Raw genomic sequence first — 23,549 nt, forward strand, 5'->3', positions numbered from 1 at the left:
ACCTATAAAGAGTCATATCATAAGTAAATAAGGTTTTAGACTGCTGATGAATATTCCGCAGTCTTTTTTAACTAACGATATGCATTTTTCAATTACAGTTTCTAGCGATTTAGACAATAATAAAAGTAAGTAAACCATTTTGAAAGAAATATCGCAATTTAAGAATAACATTTGAAAGACTGTAAGAGAGTAAAAATATGTTAATATAGAGTTAGAGAAGACTGCTAAAACGGCACTTTTACTTCTAGGAGGACTATACAATGTTAACAGGCGAATTAAAGAGTAAAATTGATGGTATTTGGACTACTCTTTGGACTGAGGGAAGTACAAATCCACTTACAAATATTGAGCAAGTTACGTATTTATTGTTCATGAAAGGCTTAGATGAAGTTGAGTTGTCTAAAGAAGCGGATGCTGAGTTGCTGGGATTAGAGCATGAAAGTATTTTCCCAAAAGATAAGTCCTATTTACGCTGGCATGTATTCAAGAATCTTGGTGATGCTTCGGATATGTACAACATTATGGTACAGGAGATTTTTCCGTTCATCAAAGGTCTTGGAGGCAAGGAAGATTCTGCATTCTCGGTATACATGAAGGATGCCATTTTCCAAATTAATAAACCTTCTACTTTGCAAAAAGTAGTCGCTGCACTAGATGGGATTCCTATGGAGAATCGCGATACAAAAGGAGATGTATACGAATATCTTCTGTCGAAACTTGCTACCTCAGGAACAAACGGGCAATTCCGTACGCCGCGCCATATTATCAATATGATGGTGGAACTAATGAAACCGACTCCTGAAGATATTATCATCGATCCAGCTATGGGGTCAGCGGGATTTCTTGTTTCCGCAAGTGAATATCTTCGCAAAAATCACGCAGATTTATTTCTGCAAGCAGGGCTTAAAAACCATTATCATAATAATATGTTCTTCGGAAATGACATGGATTCCACGATGTTGCGAATAGGTGCCATGAATATGTTATTACATGGGGTAGACAGTCCTAATATTTTATATAAAGATTCGTTGTCTCAAGACAATATTGAAAAAGATAAGTATACGTTGATTTTAGCAAACCCACCTTTTAAAGGGTCATTAGATTATGAGTCCGTATCAAATGATTTGTTAGCAATCGCGAAAACGAAAAATACTGAACTGCTATTTTTAATATTATTTCTTCGTATTTTAAAACCTGGTGGAAGGGCTGCGGTTATTGTTCCAGATGGGGTCTTATTTAGGGGCACAAAAGCTCATAAAACTATTCGTAAAGAAATAATAGATAATAATAAACTTGAAGCAGTTATTTCAATGCCAAGTGGTGTATTTAAACCGTATGCTGATGTCTCAACTGCTATTTTAATATTTACAAAAACCTCCGGTGGAGGAACAGACAATGTTTGGTTTTATAATATGAAAGCAGATGGTTATTCACTGGATGATAAAAGAAATAAAATTGAAGCAAACGACATTCCTGATCTAATCGAACGTTTCAATAATCGTCATAATGAAGTGGAAAGAGAACGAACAGAAAATTCGTTCTTTGTATCCCTTAAAGAATTGCAAAATCAAAATTATGATTTATCATTTAATAAATATAAACAAATAGTGTATGAAGTAACCAATTATAGAAAACCCATAGAAGTTCTTCAATATATTCAAGAATTAGAAAAAAACATCCAAGCGTCTCTTAAAGAACTGGAGAAGAATTTGAATGAATAAAAAATATAAGTTGAAAGAAATTGCCACCATTATGGCTGGTTCAGCGGCGCCTAAAGAAAAGTATTTTTATGAAGATGAAGGAATACCATTTATAAGAGCAGGCCATTTGAAAGAATTATTAAAGGGTCATATTGATCTATCAGCCCTACCCAAAATCAGGAAAGATGATAATTTAAAATTAAAAAAAGTACCTAAAGGAACTATTTTATTTGCAAAGAGTGGAATGAGCTCTACAAAAAATAACATATATAATTGTACAGGAGATGCATATATTGTTAGCCATTTAGTAGGTGTGATTCCAAATGAAAAAATCATTATGAGTAATTATTTGTTGTATTTCTTAAGATTTTATCAACCTAGTAGATTAATCATGAATGAATCTTATCCAAGTATTAGAATAGAAGATATCCAAAACATTGAGTTGGAAATCCCATCAATTGAAAAACAAGCTAAAATAGTAAAAATTTTTAGTGAATGTGAGAGTTTAATTAATAACCGTCAATTTCAGATTACAGCGCTAGATGAATTAGCTCATGTTTTATTTTTAGAGATGTTTGGAAATCCAAAAAGTAACTCAAGATATCCTAAAAAACCACTAAAATCTTTTGGGAAAATAATTACTGGAAATACACCTCCCAGAAAAGAAAAGGATAACTATGGTACTGAGATTGAATGGATCAAGTCAGATAATATAAACACCCCAAATACTTATTTATCTCTGGCTGATGAATATTTGTCTGCCAAAGGAAAGAAAAAAGGTCGTATTGTACCCCCTAACTCTATTTTAGTAACTTGTATAACTGGTTCAAAAAGTAGTCTGGGAAATGTAGCCTTAACAGACAGAGAAGTTGCATTTAATCAGCAAATAAATGCAGTAATTCCTGAAAATGTGAATCCATATTTTTTATACATGCATTTTTTAATCGATAAATCATCAATTCAAAATGCGGCTACAAATGGAATGAAAGGAATTGTGACTAAGAGTGTATTTCAAGAAATTAGATTTATATCTCCGCCACTAAGTGCACAGAATGAATATGGAGAAAAGTTCTTGGAAATTGAAATACAAAAATCAAAAATAATAGACTCTTTAAAAGAAATGCAATCTCTCTATGATTCTCTCCTTCAAGAATTTTTCCGATAAAAATATTTTTAGGGAGATAAAAACAATAAAGGTGGTAAATGGTATGTCTAACTTCAACGTTATTACATTGAAGAATCAATTCAAAAGCTTTGCGACAGCGTGTATGGAAGCTGAAAATTCCTTAATCGTAAGTCCGGCAACTTGTGCCATTACCACTCGACGTGCTTTAGAATTGGCAGTTAAATGGGTTTATCAGGCGGATAACGCTGTTCGAGTGCCTTACCGTGAAAACTTATCAAGTTTAATTCATGATCGAAACTTCATTGCAATTATTGATGAAGAACTTTTGCCGATGATGAAATACATCGTAAAACTTGGTAATACAGCAGTCCATACGAATGCTGAAATTACAAGGGACGAAGCTGTTTTGGCACTTCACCACCTTTACCAGTTTATATCTTGGATTGATTATTGTTATGCAGATGAATTCACAGCATCTGAGTTTGATGAGTCCCTTTTACATAGTACACCTGAAAAAAGGGAAAGGCCCGAAGAGTTGCAGGATCTATATGAACGATTAAGTGCTAAAGATAAAAGTCTGGAAGAACTACGCAAGCAGAACGAGAGCTTAAGAAAAGGTTTGACCGCTAAGCGAGTCGCCCATACAAAAGTAATCGATTTTAATGTTAATCAGATTAGTGAATTTGAAACTCGTAAAAAATATATTAATTTAGATTTGAAATTAGCTGGATGGAAGTTTGGCCAAGATATCGAAGAAGAATATTACGTACAAGGGATGCCTAACGCTTCTCAGGATGGGTATGTCGATTATGTACTTCGAGGAGACAATGGGAAAATTATTGGACTTGTCGAAGCAAAGAAGACTTCTGTAGATCCCAAAAGAGGCAGTCAACAAGCCCGGCTGTATGCCGATTGCATTGAGCAAGAGCAAGGCATACGTCCTATTGTGTTTTATACCAACGGTTACGAAACGTATATTCTGCACGATATGTACCCGTCGCGTAAAACGTCCGGATTTTATAGCAAGGAAGATCTGCAGCTTCTCATTGACAGGCGCAACCTAAAAAAACCGTTAATTGATATTGAAATTAATGAAGAAGTTTCAAATCGTGCTTATCAAAAAGAAGCCATCTTGGCTGTCTGTGATGCATTTAGCCGAAACCAGCGCAAGGCTCTTTTAGTGATGGCTACAGGTAGCGGAAAGACAAGAACAGCTATTTCACTGGTTGACGTGCTTACAAAGCATAACTGGGTTAAAAATGTTTTATTCCTGGCAGATCGTACTTCATTATTAAAGCAAGCAATGAGGAATTTTAACAAGTTAATGCCAAGCCTTTCTCTATGCAACCTACTTGAAAACAAGGCAAACCCTCAGGAAAGCCGGATGATTTTCTCAACATATGCAACGATGATGAATGCAATTGACGAGACTAAGACAAAAGATGGTGACCGGTTATTTACAGTGGGACATTTTGATTTGATTATCATTGACGAATCACATCGTAGCATTTATCAAAAGTATCGCAGTATTTTTGAATACTTTGATAGCATGCTCCTGGGATTAACGGCAACACCGAAAGATGAAGTTGATAAAAATACATACTCTATCTTTGATTTAGAGAATGGAATTCCAACCTTCGCTTACGAATTGAGAGATGCGGTCAATGAAGGTTACTTAGTGGATTATGTAACTGTTGAAACGAAAACTAAGTTCCTTGAAAAAGGTATTCAATACGATGAACTGAGCGATGAGGAAAAAGCAGAGTTTGAAGACGTCTTCGAAGATGAACCGAATGTACGAGACATTGACAGTGCAGCTTTGAACAATTGGTTGTTTAACGCTCATACTATCGATATGGTTTTGGAAGAATTAATGGATAAAGGTGTCCATGTGGAAGGTGGAGATAAAGTCGGAAAAACGATTCTTTTTGCTAAGAACCATCGTCATGCACTTGCTATTAAGGAGCGGTTCGATATCAAATTTCCTCATCTAGGACCCCACTTTGCTGAGGTTATTGATTATAGTATAAAATATTATCAATCTTTAATTGACGACTTCTCTGTTTCATATAAGCATCCTCGAATTGCCATCTCGGTAGATATGTTAGATACAGGGATTGATGTACCAGAGGTAGTCAACTTGGTGTTCTTTAAAAAAGTGCGCTCAAAAACAAAATTCTGGCAAATGATTGGTCGGGGAACTCGCTTAAGTGAAGATTTATTCGGAATTGGACTTCATAAAGAATATTTTAGAATTTTCGATTGGCTTGCGAATTTTGATTACTTTCGTGCAAATGAACATGGAGAAGAAGCAAAAAAAACAAAATCACTTTCTGAGAAGCTTTTCAATACAAAAGTCGATATTGTAAGAGAACTTCAAGATGTAGAATATCAAGTAAGCCCCTACAAAGAGTTTCGAGAAGGAACACTAGAATCGTTGATTATAGATGTAAAATCGTTAAATGACGAGCTATTTCGTGTCCGTCAGCGTATTCAATACGTACATAAATACCAGAACAAGAAAAAATGGAATGCATTATCTGTAGTTCAGACAAATGAAATAAAAGAACATATTTCTCCGTTAATTCAACCTTATAATGATGACGAATTGGCAAAACGGTTCGACTTACTCATGTTCACGATTGAATTAGCTAAATTGAATCAAAAAAATGCAACTAAGCCAATTCAGCGTGTTATGCGAACAGCTGAAGCTCTCTTAAAACTCGGCACAATTCCACAAGTATTAGAGCAGCGAGAAGTGATCGAACGTGTGCAGCAAGAACAATTCTGGCAAGAAGCTTCTCTATTAGATTTCGAAAAAGTCCGAGAAGCTTTAAGAGAGTTAATAAAGTTTATTGAACGAAGTCAACAAAAAATTTACTATACTGATTTCCAGGATGAAGTAACTGAACAGAATGAAAATGGTTCGATTTTAAATGTAAATAACCTTCAAAGCTATCGCCAAAAGGTTGAGCATTATCTTAAACAACATCAAGATCAATTAGCGGTATACAAATTGCGCCACAACAAACCACTGACAAAACAAGACGCTGAAACTCTCGAAAAATTGCTTTGGGAAGAACTCGGAACAAGGGAACAATATCAGAAGGATTATGGTGATACATCAATCACTCGATTGGTAAGAACCATCGTCGGACTTGACCGAAAAGTAGCCTTAGAAGCTTTTTCTGAGTTTCTTTCCGAGAATCGACTAAATATGAATCAAGCACATTTCGTTCGTCTCATTATTGATTACGTAGTAAAAAATGGAGTGTTAGATAAACAGATTCTTCAAGAAGATCCTTTCAGAACCCTAGGGAGTGTAACAGCTTTATTTAAAGAGAACATCACAGATGCTAAACGTATTTTAAGTATTGTTGATCAGATTAATGAGAATGCAGACATCATTTCACATGACAGTTTATCAAATTAGGATTTAAGGCTGATTATTACTCTTTTAAAAATGAGAAGAAAATGGGAGAAAAAAGCGATTTTTCCGATATTAATTGGATTAATCGCTTTTTTCTCAAGGGTAGAGGAGATGAAGTTTTTTAAGCGATTTATCCTTAACATATATTTCAGTTCAGGTGTATTACTTAATTAAGCTATCCATTATATCTAAAAATTAAAAAAGAATGTAAAGGTTTTTACTTTTTTTTGATATAATGGAATTATTAACTTTTTAATAATATATTATTAAATATTATAATTTCTGAATTAAATTATATCCGGGAGGAAAAAATGAATTATTTTACATTTAAACTAAATTTAGAACCTTTTATTTTGCACATGCATAGTTATGATAATCATAAGGATTATGTAGTGGGGACAATTATACCTAAAGCTCTCAGTAAAATTTTTAATGAATCAACAAACATAACCGAATCGAAAATGAAGTATTTGGATTCGATTGATTTGAGTACGTTAAAAGAATCTCATGAATTTAACTATATGATTGCACAAAATAAAAATATGACAATAATGTATGAAGAGGTAGTTGAAGGTTTCAATAAAGGTAATGGAATTATTTACACACCAGAATATCTGAAACAAAGAAATGTTTTAAATAAAGCTGTCGAGGATGTTATAGCGACTTTTCCTTTTCTAAAGGGTGCTTTTGAATTAAATGATAATATTTATATGGTTGATGCATTTTCAAATATTAAGATGGCGGTCACATACATAAGAAAAGCTAAGAAAATAGAAAGATATGTTAATAACTTTCCTAATAACATTATAAATTCTGAATTTATTTATGATAAGAGTCAGGAATTGATATATATTTCTGCGGAAAATACCACTCAGCAAGAAGCTGAAAATTACATTAGTGTTTTAGAAGACAAAATAAACAATTTTTCCTCAGATTCAAACATTGGGCGAATATCAATAAACCCGGTTTACGAAGAATTTGTTTTAGAGGGGAAATACTCAGAAATTACTGTAGAATTAGTTTATCCTAATGGTCATCCTTCTAGAGATAGATCAAATGCTATAAAAGAAGCAAATGCTGCGAAAGAAAAAAGAACATTTGAGGCATCTAAAGGTGAGAAGATTGAATCTTCTAAATTAGTAAATACTTTTGAAGACGAAGCTCAAAAAGGGTATGTGAAAAGTGTTACTACAAGAGGGAAAAGTATTATTAAAAGTGTAATTAAGAAAGTGAGTTTTTAGACTTGGAGGTGAGGTAGTGTTCAAGGATAAGTCGAAAGAAAAAGATGAGTATCAAAGTGAAGTTGTCATAGAAATTAATCCGTTTTTAATAATATACAAAGTTAGAAAAACATTGCTCAGTAAAAGTTTTATATATGTATGGTTATCATTAGTGGTAGCGATGACTACTTTGTACGTGATTTCGATTAAATCAAATTATATAATTATCGATTCATTTTCAATATCTGATTTCCTTGCTCCAGCTATTACCGGTTTATCTTTTACTCTAGCACTTATTGTAGCTACAACAAGACTATTTTCAAAAGAGCAACTTGTTGATTTTTATGAGTATACAGATAGTGATAATCCTTCAGAGGGATATTTATTTTATAGAACAATTGCTCCCTACATCTGGACTTCAACTGTGTGGTTAGTAGTTTCGATTGGAGCATTGTTTGCAAAAATATTTATTTTCGATATTCCACATACAATTCATATGATTTTAAAGTTATCGTACTCGTCTATTGTATTAATGGGAGTGATGAGTCTATGGTCACTTCTTTGCATCCATATTGCAGACGTTGCTTTAGAAACAGAAAGAGAAATTAATGACTCAAAACAAAGTAAAAGTAAAGATTTGTAACCGTGTTTATTAAAAAACCTTACCTAATGTCCACACTACAAAGTGTAGTATGAATTTTAAAAATAAAATCAGAATAAATAATATTAGATAGATGTAGACATTTAGAGATAGATGTAGACATTTAGTGTTTTTGGTGAGAATAAATAGAACTACTTTATACTTACATTAGTAATATCTGTTCTAGAAAAAATGGAATGAAAGGAGAAGAATCAATGACGAAGTTCAACAAACTAATCCGTGATCGTATCCCTGAAATCATCCATGAAGCAGGACAAATTCCTGTCGTCAAACATCTCAATCAAGCTGAACATTTCGAACAGACTCGCTTAAAACTCTATGAAGAAATCAAAGAGTATGAAGAGACGAACATCGATGAAGAATCACTAGAAGAACTTGCTGACATTCTGGAACTCGTTTATACGCTTGGAAAAATGCATGGTGCGAGTTTCGAAGAGTTGAATCGTATCCGTGAGGAGAAGCGTGAGAAGCGAGGCGGTTTTGATAAGGGTCTCTTTTTGGAAGAGGTCCTTAAACATGAGTGAGTTACGTCTGCATACGAGTCACTTACGAATTCCATTACAACACCAAATCAACGCGGCGACTGAAATTTATATGGTCGTCGCGTTTGCGCAAGTATCTGGTATTAAAGAACTTGCCGCTTCACTTAAGCAAGCAGTCAATCGTGGAGCTCAAACCCGTATTCTGATTGGGGACTACCTCTATTTGACGAACCCGGACGCGCTTGAAATGTTAATGAACATCCAAGGCGTGGAGCTACGGCTCTATCGATCGAAAGGCCAGTCATTTCACCCGAAGGCATATTTGTTCCGAACACAAGATGGAGGGACGTTCTTTGTCGGCTCGTCCAATCTGTCGCATAGCGCTTTAAATCGAGGTGTCGAATGGAACGTCGAGATACCGGCGAGCATCTCGGAGGACGTGTTTGAAAAGGCAGTCGATGCATTTCATGAACTCTTCTATAGTGACTACGCTCAAACCATGAATGCTGTCTCGTTGCAGCCTTATCGTGAAGAGTATTTGGCTCGACAAGATCAGATGAAGGAATCCGGACAAATTGCAGCGCCGGGCCCGGTTTATATCGAGGACGATACAATCACGCCGAACACGGTGCAAGACGCTGCTTTGAAGGCGTTACGTGAGACGATGCACGAAGGCAGACGCAAAGCGATGCTCGTGCTCGCTACCGGACTGGGAAAGACGTACTTGAGCGCCTTCTTCGCCCGCCAGTTCAAACGAGTGCTCTTCATTGCCCACCAAAAAGAAATTCTGCTTCAAGCTGAGGTATCATATAGGAAATTCTCGAGCGAACGGAAGACGGGATTATTGCTGGGCGGTGACTCGAGAGATGAGCAATCGGCAGATATCTTATTCGCATCGATTCAAACGTTGGCGTCGAAACATCGGATGCAGAAGTTCACGCCAGACCAGTTCGATTTGATTGTCGTCGATGAGTTCCATCATTCGGCTGCGCCTTCCTATCGGCGTGTCCTTGACTACTTCGAGCCGAAATTCTTGCTCGGATTAACGGCGACGCCGGATCGATTGGACGGAGGAGACGTCTATGCTCTATGCGATGACAATGTCGCGTATCAGATGCATTTCACCGAAGCGATTGAGGAGTCGTATTTGACACCATTCCATTACGTTGGGATTTATGATGAGATTGATTATTCACAGATCAGACTGATTAACGGTCGTCGCTATGATCAAGACGAACTATTGGCGGAGCAGTTGAAGGAGAGTGTCACTCAAAAAATCTTTGATGCATGGCGGCTACATCACCAGACGCGAGCACTCGGATTCTGTTCATCAGTCACTCAGGCTGAATATTTGGCCGACTATTTCCGCCTGCAAGGTGTTCAAGCGGTCGCGTTACATAGCCAGTCCGAATATGACCGCGCCGATGTGGTGAGTCAATTGAAACAAGGACATCTTGATATCATCTTCGCAGTCAACTTATTCAATGAAGGTGTCGATATCCCGGAAATTGATACGTTATTGTTCTGTCGTCCGACCGAATCGTTGACGGTGTTCACTCAACAGATTGGTCGTGGACTCCGGTTATTGAATGGGAAAACACACTGCACCATCATCGATTTGATTGGGAACTATAAGAACATCGATAAGAAGTTGGCGTTGTTGACGATGAAGAGGAAACCGATTATAAAAGAGATCCCGACAAATGCGACATTGCCTAATCGGTGTACCATCGAATTTGATTTACACGCCATCGATTTGTTGAAGCGGATGGTGACACGGTCTTCAACGCGCCGACAACAGTTGGAGCGGAACTACTTTATGGTGAAAGAAGAGCTTGGAAGACGACCAAGTTATCTAGAATTGATTCAGCGAGGCGAGTACACGATTGACGCTTATCGTTCCGACTGGAAGAAAGACAGTGGCTATTACGGATTTCTTAACCGAATAGGGGAGCTTAATGACGATGAGAACCACCTGTTTGAAGAGTCTAAATCATTATTGTTTGAAGTGGAATACACAGATATGGCGAAAAGCTATAAGATGATTGTGTTGTCAATCATGTTGAACCGGGGAATCGAGAGATGGCTCCAACCGATTTCAGCGAGCGAAGCGGCCCGTCCATTCTATGATTTCATCAATATAGTCCCATATCGTCAGAAAATTGACGGACAGACGAAGGAACTCCAATCGTCGTTCCAGCAACAACGAATCGAAAAAATACTTTTACGGATGCCGTTTGATAGAATAGCTAAAGGGCCGTTTTTCGTTTCAGAGGAAGCATTGCATATTGAGAATAATGAAGCGTTTAAACATCCTTTAGTTTATCAATGGGTCAGTCAAATCGTTGAAATGCGGCTACATCACTACTTCAGTCGGAAAGCATTAAAATGATTTGGGAAGGAGTCTTAATCTTGAAACGCCTATTACTACGCAAAATCCAATTTGCCCTCCAACACCACGGTGGGACGGCATCTTTAAAAGACATTTATGCGTATGTCGAAAAATCATATTATCAACTCGAGCTCGATCGTTATAAAGATTGGAAAGGGCACGTCAATAAACAGATTCGTGCGCATTCTAGCGATTCAGCGAGCTTTACCGGAAAAGAAGATCTCTTTTATTCCACAGGAAATAAAGGCATTTGGGGCCTCAGACAACCCAATAACTAACGAAAGCGGGACCAATTTCACTTGGTTCCGCTTTCAATGTTTACAAAACATCACACCCTATTGTCACACAATGTTCATTCCTGTACACTTCGATATTGTGTGCTAAAAATTATGTTAGGGGTTAGTCAATGGAACTTGTACAGCAATTATCTCAAATGCAACTCATCAACCAATTCTGGTTGCTTATGGCCTTCATCATTCCGATGGTCATTTTATCTCGTATGGTCGTGGCAGGGACGCGCTTCTCGCCAATCCTCGTGATCGTCATCTTTGGTCTTGGTCTCGGGTTCGGTATGGTCGAGCTCGGCATCGCGACACCGGGTCTTCCTGAATTCCCGCTCGTCGACTTCTTGTCACGGACGACGATCATTGCGTTAGTCGTTTCGTTCTTCGTCGGTGGACAGGAACTTCGTAAAATCTTAAGCAAACAAGAGCTCGATATGGAGGACATCGTCGTTCCTGCAAAAGAGGAGATGTTCCTCGGAACAGGACGTACGCAGTTCATCTTCATCCTTCGTTCATTCTTCTTGCTCGTCGGTTTGGAAGGGTTCTTCCGTATGGCAATTGAGCCAGGTACGGCAGAAGGGATTGCGCTTTACTACCCAATCCTTGCACTTCTCGGTCTCGCTGTGTCGTTCTTACTCATCGACCATAAAGCACAGATTCAGGACAAGAAAGTATACATGCAAAAAGGTGTCATCGAGACAGTCCTCTTGCTTGTCATCTTGTTCGTCTCGTTCTTGATTGCGACAGCAGTTCAGCCGATTATCGCACTTCCGCAAATCTTCTTTGCGATGTTGATCTCGTCGGCGCTCGGTGCCATCTTCCACAACTGGACGTATGGACCGACTGTCCGCGCGCTACTCTTCGCAGGGATCCCGGTCGTCTTGGCTGCCAACTTCATGGTTGGTGGTTCACGAATCGGTGATGCGTTTGCGATCGAAGGCATGAACTCGATTCTCGTGTACGGTTTCTTCGGTCAGTTGTTCTGGATGTTCGGTGGAATCGCGCTCATCATGTGGTTCGCTCGTACGGGTCATATCCGTAACCTCGCGCCAGGTATGGCAGGTTCACTTTCACACAGTGGTCTCACTGGTGCGTGTACGGCTGGGGACTTCGGTCAAGTGGCAGCGAAACGTGCGCCAATCATGATCAACATTCCGTTCTTCGGACACATCTTCGTCTTCTCAATCCTCGCAGTCAGTGCCGATAACGGCGCGCTCTGGATTTGGCCAACAGCCATCATTGTCTTGATCGGTCTCGCGCTCACGGCGCTCGCGTTGAAAAACTTACGTGCCGCGAATGGCGAAGATTTCAAAGAAGTCAAAGCCCTTATGCAATTCTCGTTCGGATGGCAGATGATGGCCGTCTTCGGTGGTCTCGTCATCTTGACATTCAGCACGATTGCATTTGATTACACGACGATGGCACAATCGTCAGCAATCTCGCACTTTGGCTTGTTCGCAGCGGTTCAAGGTGGAATGTTCGGGACGGAAGCGTCGCTTCTTATCCCGCTCATCTTCTCGATGCCGTTCCTCGTGCACCCGATCGTCTTCTACATGTTCGGGAAAGCACTCGATAACAATGGCGAAATGCCACGTGTGCCGGTATATGCGATGGCGCTCGTCGGTGTCGTCGGTGTATCTGCAGCAATTTTTGTCTTATAAGACATCCATTCCGCTCTGACTTCGATCAGGGCGGTTTTTTGTTGATGAATTTGAAATGACAAAAAGCGTCCGACCTTTTCTCAGGTCGAACGCTTTTTCTGTCATCAAATCACCATCGAGATCAACGTCAAGATGGCGAGCCCACCTTGTGTCAGGATAATCTTCTTGTCACTCGTGATACTGCCATATAGGGCAACGAGAATGATATACGTCAGCATCATGGTGACAATCTCGACCGGGTTGGGGGATACGTATAGCCCGTATAAGAGCCCGACCCCGATTAACCCGTTATACACTCCTTGATTTTTGAACAAAACCGATACCGAGTCTCTCGTCAGCTCGTCTTTCGACATGCGGAAGATGCGTGACGTCGAGGAAGATGCCGTCGCGATTGCCTCTAAATAGAAAATATAGAAGAACTCGAAGGCGACGAGCGTTCCGAGCACAAGGGTGAGCGTCGACATATTAGTTGACCGCTGCTACTTGTACGACCGGTTTCGCAGACACGTAGTTTGCGACGTTTTGGGCGAAGTTGATGAGGACCGGGTTTTGGTTATGCTGCTCGAGAGCGGCTTGGTCTTCCCAGTTCTCGATCATGACGAAACGGTTCTCGACAGACGTTGATTCGTATAAGTCATATCCGACGCAGCCCGCTTCTTGTTTTGATGAGTCGATCAAGACTTGGATGTCACGCAAGAAGTTCTCGCGTTGTGATGCTTGGATATCGAATGTGGCGTTGACTAAGATCATGGTTGATTCCTCCGATTGTGTGTTGAATTATTTGAACGATGTGACCGTTTGAGCGTCAAGACGTACTGATTCGTAACCTTCTTCTGCCGCTTTCCCGACAGACAAGATCATGACCGGTACGTAGCGATCTTTGTCGAGACCGAATGCTTCTGCGAGTTGGTCTTTCTCGAAACCGCCGATTGGGTTCGTGTCATAGCCGTGTGCACGTGCTGTGAGCATGAATTGCATCGCTGCGAGACTCGCATCGATTTTCACGATGTCGTTCATCTCTTGTTTCGAGAGGTTTTTGTAGTAAGGGATGATCGCGCCGAGCTGTTGGTCACGAACTTCTTGTGGCATTTTGCCTTCTGCGACTGCTTGGTCGTAGATTTGTTCGCCGTACTCGTAGCACTCCATGTCTCCGAAGATAAGGAGCATCGCTGAAGACGAATCGTTTTGGCGTGTGTTGAAACGAATGAGCGGCTTGAGCGTCTCTTTCGCTTCTGGGCTTTCGACGACGACGAAGCGCCATGGCTGCATGTTGACTGATGATGGAGCAGTTGTTGCTTCCTGGATCATCTCGAGCATCTCTTCTTGTGAGATTTTTACGTTCTCGTCATAGACACGGATTGATTTACGACCGAACATAACGTCTTTGAATGTGTTGTTTTCGAATGTAGTTGCCATTGGTGAATTCCTTCTTTCTCTGTTTAGGTGTGACTGTTCAATTTTTGAAGCAGTCCGGATAAGTGTTGAATCTCTTCAGCGGACAAGGCTTGTAAGACGAGGTGGTTGGCCTGTTCGTCTCGTTCGCAGTGCCCGAGGTCTTGCTCTGCTTTCTCTGTCACACGGACGAACATCTCGCGATGGTTCTCCGCGTTCCGCTCTCTGACGACATATCCTTTTTCTTCTAGGATTTTTAAATGTCGAGTGATGGCGGCATTGTCGATTTTCATTTCTTCCTTAATCACGCGTTGCGAACAAACGCCTCGTTCTTTGACGACTTGCAGCATCTCGTAGCGGGTCAGGCTGAATCCTGTCTCCCGTTCGAACGACGATGCGACGTTTTGTTCCGCTAACTTGATTTGGTAAAGTAATCGGCTGATTTCACGTAGGTCCATTGCGTCCCACCTTTCTCAATTGACTTATCAATCGTTGACTTGTCAAACGATACAACGTTTTGGAATACCTGTAAAGTCAAACGCTCAAAAAAAGACGACACCAGATTATTGTGTCGTCTCATCTTCGATGGGGGTGCCATCAAAATGATATTCTGTCATGAACGTCGTCTCGTCGAATCCGTAAAGGCGGTCGTAGCCATTTAAATCTCCAATCGTTCGCACATCGAGGAATGACGGGTCGATGTCAGACGCTTCGCGCGTGAACATCATATACCGTTCCGTGTAATCGTCATTTCCGCCTGGCTTTCCGTCGAACGAGAAATGGATCGAGTAGACGTCAGACTCGATGTCACGGATGACGTCGAGAATCCGTTGTTTCTGTTCGTCCGTATTGTTCCAGTCTTCATGAAACATGATTGAGACGTCGAGATACGTCTCCAGATTCGTCTCATAGATGGACGTCGGGGTAGGACTGACGTTCGCTTGCGCATCATCGGACACCCCAATCGGCACCTCCGCACGGACCGTCTCTTCCTCTTTTAAGATTCCTTGCGACACGAGCCGCTCGTGAATCGTCCGCTCCGCCTCACGTTCCCAATACGTCTCGAGCACATTGTCGTGGATGGAGCCGTCTCCATACGTCTCGAGAAAATAAGTGCCGGCGAACGGTTCTTTCGTCAATGTCACTTCCCCGACATAACCGCCCATCTTCCAATCACGTGACAGTTCGATATCGGGTTGTTCTTGGTACGTTTCCTTTACATAAGCATTATATGATTCCCGAGCTTCTGACTTTTCAATCGTCGTATACACGAAGAAGCCGCTAGCTAAAAGCCCGCCAACAATGCCTGCTACGATTCGTTTTTTTATCATTTCGTCACCTCTTTCCCAATGTACCTTATATGTTGAGGATAAACCTCGGTCCAAAGTCTTATTCAAATCATTTCCATTTCCTTGTAAACTGAAAGTGCCCTCAAGATACTATTGCAATTACGTGTACTAATACATATAATACACTTAAAGAGTGACATTGATTATGAGAGGGTGTGACCCATGTTATACAAAATCGATATGAAGAGTTCAGAACCGCTTTACGAACAAATCGTCAATCAAACGAAGGAGCTCGTCATCCGCGGCATTCTGCGACCGGGAGACAAGGTGATGTCTGTGCGTGAACTCGCCACCGACCTCGTCATCAATCCGAACACGGTCAGTAAGGCGTATCAGGAGTTGGAGCGACTCGGACTCCTCGAGATGCGACGCGGGCGCGGGACGTTCGTCTCCGAAGACTGGGTAGATGATGATGCGTCGAGAGAACCGGTCATCGCATCGATCAAGAAGATTGCGATTGATTGCCATTATGCGAATGTGCCATTAGAAGAAGCCATCGACGTATTGCGGACCGAATATGAGAAAGTAGGGGAAGCCAATGCTGAAAGTTGAGCAACTGAGTAAACAAATCGACCGTCAGACGATTCTCGACGGAATTGACTTTACCGTCGAATCAGGAGAAATCATCGCGCTCGTCGGACGTAACGGTGCCGGCAAGACGACACTCCTCCGGACGATGGTCGGAATCATTCGCCCAGATCAGGGTGACGTGTTATATGGAACGAAAAGTATCTTTAAAGACGCTGGATTGAAGCGGGACGTCATCTTCGTACCGGATTCGGCGGATGCGCTCAAACATTATACGGTAAACGAGGCGACGGACTTGTATGAGTCAATCTACCCGTCGTTCAATCGCTCCGCCTTCCGTGAGACATTGACGCGTTACAACATTGAAAACAAAAAGATTCGCCAACTGTCAAAAGGACAGAAGGCGCTCGTCACGTTATCGCTCGCTTTCGCCGTCCAAGCGAAATATTATCTGCTTGATGAACCGACGGACGGTTTAGACGTCGTCGCCAAGTCAGACGTGTTGAAACTGATGATTGCCCAAGTCGAGAAGCGGAACTGTTCGATTATCGTCTCGAGCCACCAGTTACATGAGCTCGAACGAATCGCCGACCGCATCATTATGATCGAGAGCGGACGTGTCAAAGCGATCATGTCGCTCGAAGAAGCGCGTGCCCTCAGCATCAAATGGCAAGTCGTCTTCAACGACCATGTCCCGGTCGAACTGCTCGAACGGAAAGACATTGAAATCATTAGCGTGACGGGACGTGTCGTGCTGTTCATGGCAAAAGAACGGACGGAAGAACTCGAGGCGTTCATCGATTCATACAATCCGATGCTCATCGAAGAGATCCCGATGTCTCTCGAAGACGTATTCCGTATCCAGTTAGGGGGAGAAGCTCATGCCGTCTAAAGTGTTGTTGAAGAAAGATTGGAAACAAGTGTCGCTGCTTTGGATCTTGCTTGTCTTCTTAGGTATCGTTGCCTTCACGGTGCCGGTGTGGACGGATATGTATGCGTACGAACAACAGATTCTTGAAATTAAACAAAATCCGAGCGATTTCCCAGATATCGTGACAGGTGATGTGAATGAGATGGTGGCGGAGGACTTCTTCGGGGATGGATCTGGATACGGATACCTTGGAGGTCTTAACGGACTCATTCCGTCAGGCGGTGTCATTTTCTTATTTGTCATCTTCGGTGCCCTCATGGCATCCGTATTGATCGGGAATGAACGGAACAGCCAAATGTCCGATTTCACGATGTCGCTACCTTACACGCGTACCCAGCTATACATATCGAAATGGGTGCTCGGTGTGACAGGAATCGTGACGTCGAGCTTGATTGGTGGAACATTGATGTTTCTCATCATTCGCTTCTCCGACTATTACTTCTTGATGGAAGGAAAAGAGTTCAAAGTAATCGCGATGATTCTATTCTTGATGCTCTCTGGAATTTCGTTCTTCTCACTCGCGTTATGGATGGGGTCGTTTGGAGGAGAGTCCATCTCACAAGTCATCTGGACGTTTGTCGCGCTCGTCTTTCCGATGGGGATTTTACTTCTCGTCCAAGGATCACTCTACGCATTTTTCCCAGATCGACTCTTCTCGTTCTTTGACGAGGCGTTTGAAAGTATCCCAATGCGAATCTTGTCACCACTGAACAATATCTTCAACGTCGATATGTATTCAGTGTATACCGATCAATCGGTGTGGAATGACTTTATCACATATGCCCCGATCCTTGCGGTCGCGAATATTGCGCTCACATTCGGTCTTGGCTTGTGGATGTTTAAGGAAGCACCACAAGAGAACAACGGACGCTTCTTCATGTTCTCGAGCTGGTTGTGGCTCATCCATATCGTCATCGTCATTTGTTTCGCGATGTTAGGTGGCGTATTGTTCTCGGTCATCTCGTATCCGCAAAACATGATTTTGTATGTAATCGGATTTATCATTGCTGCCTTCCTGGCGCACCTACTCGCAAAACGCCTGCTCTACCGTTTCAACTTAAAACTCAAATCGTAAGGAGGGATATCCATGAAACGCTTCTGTCTGTTGCTCGTTCTCGTCATCTCACTGGCAGGTTGCACGAATCCGGAACCGGACGCCTTTGAATACAGAGGGTCGAAAGTCGGGGACAATGCCGCCGTCGTCGGGATTGCCGGGAGCTTGCCGCTACATGAATGCTATCAATCGGTCGAGCTGCAGACGAAGAAGCGTCCTTATGGGTTGACCGTCCGTTATGAAGATCCAGGAATGGAACGGGCGGAGCAAGAACGTCTGGCGATTCGGAATGCGGCTGCTTATTTCACGCTCATTCCGAACGCTGAGATCGTCCGCTTCGCTTTTCCGAACCGGACGTACGCCTTCTCTAGACCAGAGATGGAGGCGTGGTTCGGAACGAATTTCTCGAACATTCGTCACGAAAATGAGTTACAACAATTGATGAATCAGAAGCTTGAACAGCTGGATTCGAATAATTCCTATTTTAGGCGGGTATGACAGCGATTGGATGACAAATCCAATCGCTTTTTTTGATATTATCTGAAAATTATCGGGTAAAGGGTAGATGAAAGCGTTTTCTTAGCATTATAATAGAGTTAACTGAATGAGTATTCATTTCCAAGGAGGAACAGCGATGAACAAACCGTGGTTACAAGATTATCCAGAAGGTATGCCCCAGTCGATTGATTACGAGGTAAAGCCGCTCTATGAGGCATTGTCTCGCGCAGCAAAGGATTATCCGAATCGTACAGCCGTCTCCTTTATCGGGAAAGAGTGGACATTTGCGGAGATCGATGACGCCGCCCGTCGCCTCGCCACGATGCTCCAAGCGAAAGGTCTTGAAAAAGGCGACCGTGTCAGCCTCATGCTTCCGAACTGTCCTCAATACGTCATTTCGTTCTATGCCGTGCTCTATGCAGGGGGAACGGTTGTTCAGACGAACCCGCTCTATACGGAACGGGAGCTTGATAACCTCATCACGGATGCGGGCGTCAAAATCGTCATTACCCTTGACTTACTCTATCCGAAAACGCTTCGTGTCAGTGAGAAGACGGAGATTCAGACCGTGATCACGACGAGCATCGCTGACTACTTACCGTTCCCGAAAAACAAGCTGTACCCGATCAAAGTGAAACGTGAAAACAATATCGTCATCGATACGACCGGTTCGACACCGTTTAAAGACTACAAGGACTTTAATCCGGTCACGCCGCTCGACATCGACCCGAAAGAAGATGTCGCGGTTCTTCAATATACAGGGGGGACGACGGGACTTCCGAAAGGCGTCATGTTGACTCACTTCAATTTGACGGCGAATGCGGACCAAATCACGAACTTATTCTATAAATACAATCGCGGGGATGAGAAGCGCGTCTTGTGTGTCGTTCCATTCTTCCACGTCTACGGAATGTCATGCTGTCTGAACTTTGGTGTCACGAATGGTTATGAGCTCGTGCTCGTGCCGCGCTTCGAAGTGACGGATGTCTTGAAGACGATTCAAAAGAAAAAGCCACACTTCTTCCCAGGCGCGCCGACGATGTATGTCGGGATCTTGAACGACCCGAAACTGAAAAAGTATGACTTGTCTTCGATTGAAGCGTGTATCTCGGGTTCGGCGCCACTTCCGATTGAAGTACAAGAAGAATTTGAGAAGATTACCGGCGGTCGCATCGTGGAAGGATATGGACTGTCTGAGACGTCCCCGGTCACACATGCGAACTTCTTGTGGGATAAACGCATTGTTGGCTCAATCGGCGCGCCACTCTCGGATACTTCTGCTAAAATAGTAAAAGCAGACGGAGAGACGGAAGCGGACATCGGGGAAATCGGCGAGATCATGCTGAGCGGTCCGCAGGTCATGAAAGGATATTGGCAGAAACCGGAGGAGACGGCAGCCGTCTTGAAAGATGGTTGGCTCGCGACAGGTGACCTCGGTTACATGGGCGAGGACGGCTTCTTCTATATAGTCGACCGTAAGAAAGACATGATTATCGCAGGTGGGTTCAACGTCTATCCGCGTGAGATCGAAGAAGTGCTCTATGAACATCCGGCCGTCAAGGAAGCGGTATGTATCGGTGTCCCAGACCCGTATCGTGGTGAGACGGTCAAAGCGTTCATCGTTCTTCGGGACGGGTCGAGCGTGACAGAAGAAGAGCTCGACAAGCATTGTCGTGAGAAACTCGCGGCGTATAAAGTGCCGAAGCTGTATGAGTTCCGTGACGAGTTGCCGAAGACGTTCGTCGGTAAGATTTTACGCCGCGTCCTCGTCGACGAAGAGAAGGCGAAACAAGTGAAACAAAGCAGTTGACACCAAGCGTATGCATGATAGAATAATAAATGAATGAACCATCATTCATTTTTCTGCAGCGGTAAGGAGCTTGGTGTTAATGACAAATCATATTTCGAAAAGTGACCGAATCATTGATGCGGCGGTCAAAGTAATTGCCAATCATGGCTATCACGGTGCAAAGGTGACAGCCATCGCCAAAGAGGCGGGTGTCGCGGACGGCACGATCTATTTGTACTTCAAAAACAAGGAGCATCTCTTGATCGAGTTGTTCCAAGCGAAGATGGGGCTGTTCATCGACTACTCGAAACAACAAATCGGGAACGAGACGACAGCCGGGGATCAATTGTATCAGTTGATTGAATCACATTTAAAACAACTGTCGGCCGATTACGACCTTGCCGTCGTGACGCAAATCGAATTGCGACAGTCGAACTTGGTGCTTCGCCAAAAAATCGGAGAAGTACTCAAGCCATACTTGAATTTGATCGATTCCGTCGTCAAACATGGAATCGAGACAGGAGAGTTCGACAAGGATTTAGACTATCGACTCGCCCGTCAAATGATCTTCGGCACAATCGATGAGGTTGTGACGAGCTGGATGGCGAGCGGCTTCAAGTACGACTTGATGTCGACGCTTCCATCTGTACACCATATGTTAAAGAAGGGGCTTACTTAACAGTGAGCCCTATCACTAGCTCAAAAAATGAATGCTGATTCATGAATGATGGGAAGAATTGACTAAAGGGGGATCAACCATGAATATTTTTGTTTTGCTGAAACGTACGTTTGATACTGAGGAAGCGATTCAGCTCGAGAATGGGGAAATTCAAGAAGACGGCGCTGAGTTCATCATCAACCCGTATGACGAATATGCGGTCGAAGAAGCGATTCAAAAACGCGATGCACTCGGGGGAGAGGTCACGGTTGTCACGGTAGGACCAGAAGACGCGGATAAAGAATTGCGTACAGCGCTCGCAATGGGAGCGGACAAAGCCGTTCGTATCTCGATCGAGGACGATGTGGAGGATGCGGACCACGTAACGATTTCAAAAGTGCTCGCCACATATTTGAAAGAACAAGACGCAGACCTTATCTTCGCAGGGAACGTTGCGATCGACGGAGGTAGCGGACAAGTCGCGCCACGTGTCGCAGAACTTCTCGACATGAACTACGTCACGACGATCACAGCTCTTGAAATCGATGGCACGACGGCTACGGTCACACGTGACGTCGAAGGGGACACGGAAGTCATCGAAGTCTCACTCCCGCTCCTCGTGACGGCGCAGCAAGGGTTGAACGAGCCACGTTACCCAAGCTTGCCAGGCATCATGAAAGCGAAGAAGAAACCACTCGAAGAACTCGAACTCATGGACATCGACCTCGATGAAGATGAAATCGAAGCGAAAATCGAGACGATCGAACGATTCTTGCCAGAAGAGAAGAAAGCAGGGCGTATCCTTGAAGGCGACATGTCGACACAAGTGAGCGAGCTCGTACAACTTCTTCGCACGGAAGCGAAAGTCATTTAAGGGGGAGATCATAGATGAAAGCTTTAGTACTCGCAGAAGCGCGTGAAGGCGCGTTACGTAACGTATCATTCGAAGCCATCGCTGCGGCGAAGCAATTGACAGACGATGTGACGGCAGTTGTGATTGGGGATCACGTGCAATCACTCGCGCAAGAACTCGGGGAGTATGGCGCAAGCCGCGTCCTCGTTGTTGAAGACGATCGCCTCAAACACTATACGCCAGACGGCTACGGGCAAGTGCTCCGTCAGTTGATCGAGCAAGAAAGTCCAGACATGATTGTTCTCGGGCACACAGCTCTCGGGAAAGACATCGCACCGAAACTTGCGGCACGTCTTGATGCCGGACTCATCAGTGACGTCGTCTCAATCGAAGGGACTGGCCGTGACGCTGAATTCGTTCGTCCGATCTACTCAGGGAAGGCGTTCGAGAAAGTGAAGTTCAAAGACTCTGTCATGTTCTTCACGATTCGTCCGAACAACATCGACGCACTTGCACGTCAAGCTGGTGCGAGCGTATCGGTTGAAACACCAGCGGTCGAATTGAAAGACCTTGCGATGATCGTCAAAGAAGTCGTTCGGAAGGCGACTGGGAAAGTCGACTTGGCGGAGGCGAAAGTCATCGTCGCAGGTGGACGTGGCGTCAAGAGCGAAGACGGTTTCAAACCACTTGAAGAGTTAGCAGAGCTTCTCGGAGGAGCGGTCGGTGCTTCACGTGGAGCATGTGACGCCGACTATTGCGACTATGCGCTTCAAATCGGACAGACGGGTAAAGTCGTCACACCAGACCTCTATATCGCATGCGGGATTTCTGGAGCGATTCAACACTTGGCAGGGATGAGTAACGCGAAGGTCATCGTCGCCATCAACAAAGACCCAGAAGCGAACATCTTCAGCGTGGCGGATTATGGCATCGTCGGCGATTTGTTCGATGTCGTCCCAATGTTGACAGAAGAGTTCCGCAAGCACCTCGTCAATAGCTAATAAGCAAAACGTTTTGGGGTTGTTACCCTCCGTGGTATACTCTGAACATGAATTGCATGAGAGTTCTGTATCAGGGCTCTCTCATCTTATTGGGGAGGTTTTTACAAATGGCTATTAAACACGCAACGACTCAATCGTTTGAACAAGATGTAAAAGAGGGCGTAGTCCTCGTTGATTTCTGGGCAACTTGGTGTGGACCATGTCGCATGATCGCGCCAGTTCTCGAAGAACTCGATCAAGAAATGGGCGACCAAGTCCAAATCGTGAAACTCGACGTTGACGAAAACCCTGAAGTCGCAGGTGCTTTCCAAATCCAAAGCATCCCGACACTCATGATGTTCAAAGATGGCGAGCCTGTTTCTAAAACAATGGGCTTCCAACCAAAAGAAGCATTGAAAGAGTTTATCGCAACAGCACAATAATTGCGTAGCAGCCGATCTGTATCGGCTGCTTTTTTGTTTTGTCGACCGGAAAAGAAGGAAAAGGACAGGCAAGCAGGGAATAGGTTGAGTTATTCCGCACACCCTCAAGTACGTAAAA

Annotated in this window: 23 protein-coding genes; 18 read left to right on the plus strand and 5 right to left on the minus strand. The window is 43.1% G+C overall.

The window, feature by feature from the left end; genetic code table 11:
• Nucleotides 1-260 precede the first annotated feature (260 nt).
• The 9 genes from KNO91_RS00805 to KNO91_RS00845 all read left to right on the plus strand — a co-directional run bounded on the left by KNO91_RS00805 (nucleotide 261) and on the right by KNO91_RS00845 (nucleotide 12,956).
• Nucleotides 261-1,721, plus strand: coding sequence for a type I restriction-modification system subunit M (locus tag KNO91_RS00805; protein WP_214815641.1), 1,461 nt, complete (start codon nucleotides 261-263; stop codon nucleotides 1,719-1,721).
• Entirely contained in the window at nucleotides 1,714-2,865 is a 1,152-nt protein-coding gene (locus KNO91_RS00810) for a restriction endonuclease subunit S (RefSeq protein WP_214815644.1), read from the plus strand. The genes KNO91_RS00805 and KNO91_RS00810 overlap by 8 nt, the downstream gene beginning before the upstream one ends.
• Before the next feature lie 43 nt (nucleotides 2,866-2,908).
• Nucleotides 2,909-6,259, plus strand: a complete 3,351-nt coding sequence (locus KNO91_RS00815; RefSeq protein WP_214815647.1) for a DEAD/DEAH box helicase family protein — start codon at nucleotides 2,909-2,911, stop codon at nucleotides 6,257-6,259.
• Nucleotides 6,260-6,567: 308 nt separating this feature from the next.
• Nucleotides 6,568-7,497 carry a hypothetical protein gene (locus KNO91_RS00820; RefSeq protein WP_214815650.1) on the plus strand — a complete coding sequence of 310 codons (930 nt, stop codon included), beginning with the start codon at nucleotides 6,568-6,570 and terminating at the stop codon, nucleotides 7,495-7,497.
• Nucleotides 7,498-7,513: 16 nt separating this feature from the next.
• Complete coding sequence (locus KNO91_RS00825; RefSeq protein WP_214815652.1) at nucleotides 7,514-8,119, plus strand: hypothetical protein; 606 nt, start codon at nucleotides 7,514-7,516, stop codon at nucleotides 8,117-8,119.
• A 212-nt stretch (nucleotides 8,120-8,331) separates the two neighbouring features.
• Nucleotides 8,332-8,661: a nucleoside triphosphate pyrophosphohydrolase gene (locus KNO91_RS00830; protein WP_214815655.1), complete on the plus strand. Its 330-nt coding sequence runs from the start codon at nucleotides 8,332-8,334 to the stop codon at nucleotides 8,659-8,661.
• Nucleotides 8,654-11,011, plus strand: a complete 2,358-nt coding sequence (locus tag KNO91_RS00835; RefSeq protein ID WP_214815658.1) for a DEAD/DEAH box helicase family protein — start codon at nucleotides 8,654-8,656, stop codon at nucleotides 11,009-11,011. The genes KNO91_RS00830 and KNO91_RS00835 overlap by 8 nt, the downstream gene beginning before the upstream one ends.
• Nucleotides 11,012-11,031: 20 nt before the next feature.
• Complete coding sequence (locus tag KNO91_RS00840) at nucleotides 11,032-11,289, plus strand: hypothetical protein (protein ID WP_214815661.1); 258 nt, start codon at nucleotides 11,032-11,034, stop codon at nucleotides 11,287-11,289.
• Nucleotides 11,290-11,417: 128 nt separating this feature from the next.
• Nucleotides 11,418-12,956, plus strand: coding sequence for a hypothetical protein (locus KNO91_RS00845; RefSeq protein WP_214747869.1), 1,539 nt, complete (start codon nucleotides 11,418-11,420; stop codon nucleotides 12,954-12,956).
• Nucleotides 12,957-13,060: 104 nt separating this feature from the next.
• Here the strand turns inward: KNO91_RS00845 and KNO91_RS00850 are convergent, their stop codons facing one another.
• The 5 genes from KNO91_RS00850 to KNO91_RS00870 form a co-directional block, all read right to left on the minus strand.
• Nucleotides 13,061-13,420, minus strand: a complete 360-nt coding sequence (locus KNO91_RS00850; protein WP_214815664.1) for a DUF1304 domain-containing protein — start codon at nucleotides 13,418-13,420, stop codon at nucleotides 13,061-13,063.
• A gap of 1 nt (nucleotide 13,421) precedes the next feature.
• Complete coding sequence (locus KNO91_RS00855) at nucleotides 13,422-13,706, minus strand: putative quinol monooxygenase (RefSeq protein WP_026826548.1); 285 nt, start codon at nucleotides 13,704-13,706, stop codon at nucleotides 13,422-13,424.
• Nucleotides 13,707-13,733: 27 nt separating this feature from the next.
• Nucleotides 13,734-14,372 (minus strand): nitroreductase family protein, encoded by a 639-nt coding sequence (locus KNO91_RS00860; protein ID WP_214794389.1) that lies wholly within the window; start codon nucleotides 14,370-14,372, stop codon nucleotides 13,734-13,736.
• Nucleotides 14,373-14,395: 23 nt separating this feature from the next.
• Nucleotides 14,396-14,806, minus strand: coding sequence for a MarR family winged helix-turn-helix transcriptional regulator (locus KNO91_RS00865; protein WP_214737641.1), 411 nt, complete (start codon nucleotides 14,804-14,806; stop codon nucleotides 14,396-14,398).
• Nucleotides 14,807-14,911: 105 nt separating this feature from the next.
• Nucleotides 14,912-15,679, minus strand: coding sequence for a hypothetical protein (locus KNO91_RS00870; RefSeq protein WP_214815667.1), 768 nt, complete (start codon nucleotides 15,677-15,679; stop codon nucleotides 14,912-14,914).
• Between the two features lie 180 nt (nucleotides 15,680-15,859).
• Here KNO91_RS00870 and KNO91_RS00875 point away from each other — a divergent pair, with 180 nt between their 5' ends.
• The 9 genes from KNO91_RS00875 (at nucleotide 15,860) to trxA (ending at nucleotide 23,431) form a co-directional block, all read left to right on the plus strand.
• Nucleotides 15,860-16,249: a GntR family transcriptional regulator gene (locus KNO91_RS00875; RefSeq protein ID WP_074032742.1), complete on the plus strand. Its 390-nt coding sequence runs from the start codon at nucleotides 15,860-15,862 to the stop codon at nucleotides 16,247-16,249.
• Nucleotides 16,236-17,117 carry an ABC transporter ATP-binding protein gene (locus KNO91_RS00880; RefSeq protein WP_214794383.1) on the plus strand — a complete coding sequence of 294 codons (882 nt, stop codon included), beginning with the start codon at nucleotides 16,236-16,238 and terminating at the stop codon, nucleotides 17,115-17,117. The genes KNO91_RS00875 and KNO91_RS00880 overlap by 14 nt, the downstream gene beginning before the upstream one ends.
• Nucleotides 17,107-18,231: an ABC transporter permease subunit gene (locus tag KNO91_RS00885; RefSeq protein WP_214794381.1), complete on the plus strand. Its 1,125-nt coding sequence runs from the start codon at nucleotides 17,107-17,109 to the stop codon at nucleotides 18,229-18,231. Before KNO91_RS00880 ends, KNO91_RS00885 begins: the two co-directional genes overlap by 11 nt.
• Nucleotides 18,232-18,243: 12 nt before the next feature.
• Nucleotides 18,244-18,708 carry a DUF4825 domain-containing protein gene (locus KNO91_RS00890; RefSeq protein ID WP_214815670.1) on the plus strand — a complete coding sequence of 155 codons (465 nt, stop codon included), beginning with the start codon at nucleotides 18,244-18,246 and terminating at the stop codon, nucleotides 18,706-18,708.
• A gap of 136 nt (nucleotides 18,709-18,844) precedes the next feature.
• Nucleotides 18,845-20,518: an AMP-binding protein gene (locus KNO91_RS00895; protein ID WP_214695230.1), complete on the plus strand. Its 1,674-nt coding sequence runs from the start codon at nucleotides 18,845-18,847 to the stop codon at nucleotides 20,516-20,518.
• Between the two features lie 79 nt (nucleotides 20,519-20,597).
• A complete protein-coding gene (locus KNO91_RS00900) occupies nucleotides 20,598-21,176 on the plus strand; it encodes a fatty acid metabolism transcriptional regulator FadR (RefSeq protein ID WP_214789444.1) in 579 nt (192 codons plus the stop codon).
• A 79-nt stretch (nucleotides 21,177-21,255) separates the two neighbouring features.
• Nucleotides 21,256-22,029, plus strand: coding sequence for an electron transfer flavoprotein subunit beta/FixA family protein (locus KNO91_RS00905; RefSeq protein WP_214789442.1), 774 nt, complete (start codon nucleotides 21,256-21,258; stop codon nucleotides 22,027-22,029).
• Nucleotides 22,030-22,043: 14 nt separating this feature from the next.
• On the plus strand, nucleotides 22,044-23,009 hold the full coding sequence (locus KNO91_RS00910; protein WP_214695236.1) for an electron transfer flavoprotein subunit alpha/FixB family protein: 966 nt from the start codon (nucleotides 22,044-22,046) through the stop codon (nucleotides 23,007-23,009).
• A gap of 107 nt (nucleotides 23,010-23,116) precedes the next feature.
• Nucleotides 23,117-23,431, plus strand: a complete 315-nt coding sequence (gene trxA / locus KNO91_RS00915; RefSeq protein WP_015881090.1) for a thioredoxin — start codon at nucleotides 23,117-23,119, stop codon at nucleotides 23,429-23,431.
• Nucleotides 23,432-23,549: the final 118 nt, after the last annotated feature.

Source organism: Exiguobacterium sp. s59, from assembly GCF_018617475.1.
GTDB lineage: Bacteria > Bacillota > Bacilli > Exiguobacteriales > Exiguobacteriaceae > Exiguobacterium > Exiguobacterium aestuarii.

What these genes read in the sequence shown, in the direction of transcription:
- KNO91_RS00805 (WP_214815641.1), top strand. Translation starts at nt 261, where the DNA reads ATGTTAACAGGCGAATTAAAGAGTAAAATTGATGGTATTTGGACTACT.
- KNO91_RS00810 (WP_214815644.1), top strand. Translation starts at nt 1,714, where the DNA reads ATGAATAAAAAATATAAGTTGAAAGAAATTGCCACCATTATGGCTGGT.
- KNO91_RS00815 (WP_214815647.1), top strand. Translation starts at nt 2,909, where the DNA reads ATGTCTAACTTCAACGTTATTACATTGAAGAATCAATTCAAAAGCTTT.
- KNO91_RS00820 (WP_214815650.1), top strand. Translation starts at nt 6,568, where the DNA reads ATGAATTATTTTACATTTAAACTAAATTTAGAACCTTTTATTTTGCAC.
- KNO91_RS00830 (WP_214815655.1), top strand. Translation starts at nt 8,332, where the DNA reads ATGACGAAGTTCAACAAACTAATCCGTGATCGTATCCCTGAAATCATC.
- KNO91_RS00835 (WP_214815658.1), top strand. Translation starts at nt 8,654, where the DNA reads ATGAGTGAGTTACGTCTGCATACGAGTCACTTACGAATTCCATTACAA.
- KNO91_RS00845 (WP_214747869.1), top strand. Translation starts at nt 11,418, where the DNA reads ATGGAACTTGTACAGCAATTATCTCAAATGCAACTCATCAACCAATTC.
- KNO91_RS00850 (WP_214815664.1), bottom strand. Translation starts at nt 13,420, where the DNA reads ATGTCGACGCTCACCCTTGTGCTCGGAACGCTCGTCGCCTTCGAGTTC.
- KNO91_RS00855 (WP_026826548.1), bottom strand. Translation starts at nt 13,706, where the DNA reads ATGATCTTAGTCAACGCCACATTCGATATCCAAGCATCACAACGCGAG.
- KNO91_RS00860 (WP_214794389.1), bottom strand. Translation starts at nt 14,372, where the DNA reads ATGGCAACTACATTCGAAAACAACACATTCAAAGACGTTATGTTCGGT.
- KNO91_RS00865 (WP_214737641.1), bottom strand. Translation starts at nt 14,806, where the DNA reads ATGGACCTACGTGAAATCAGCCGATTACTTTACCAAATCAAGTTAGCG.
- KNO91_RS00870 (WP_214815667.1), bottom strand. Translation starts at nt 15,679, where the DNA reads ATGATAAAAAAACGAATCGTAGCAGGCATTGTTGGCGGGCTTTTAGCT.
- KNO91_RS00875 (WP_074032742.1), top strand. Translation starts at nt 15,860, where the DNA reads ATGTTATACAAAATCGATATGAAGAGTTCAGAACCGCTTTACGAACAA.
- KNO91_RS00880 (WP_214794383.1), top strand. Translation starts at nt 16,236, where the DNA reads ATGCTGAAAGTTGAGCAACTGAGTAAACAAATCGACCGTCAGACGATT.
- KNO91_RS00885 (WP_214794381.1), top strand. Translation starts at nt 17,107, where the DNA reads ATGCCGTCTAAAGTGTTGTTGAAGAAAGATTGGAAACAAGTGTCGCTG.
- KNO91_RS00890 (WP_214815670.1), top strand. Translation starts at nt 18,244, where the DNA reads ATGAAACGCTTCTGTCTGTTGCTCGTTCTCGTCATCTCACTGGCAGGT.
- KNO91_RS00895 (WP_214695230.1), top strand. Translation starts at nt 18,845, where the DNA reads ATGAACAAACCGTGGTTACAAGATTATCCAGAAGGTATGCCCCAGTCG.
- KNO91_RS00900 (WP_214789444.1), top strand. Translation starts at nt 20,598, where the DNA reads ATGACAAATCATATTTCGAAAAGTGACCGAATCATTGATGCGGCGGTC.
- KNO91_RS00905 (WP_214789442.1), top strand. Translation starts at nt 21,256, where the DNA reads ATGAATATTTTTGTTTTGCTGAAACGTACGTTTGATACTGAGGAAGCG.
- KNO91_RS00910 (WP_214695236.1), top strand. Translation starts at nt 22,044, where the DNA reads ATGAAAGCTTTAGTACTCGCAGAAGCGCGTGAAGGCGCGTTACGTAAC.
- trxA (WP_015881090.1), top strand. Translation starts at nt 23,117, where the DNA reads ATGGCTATTAAACACGCAACGACTCAATCGTTTGAACAAGATGTAAAA.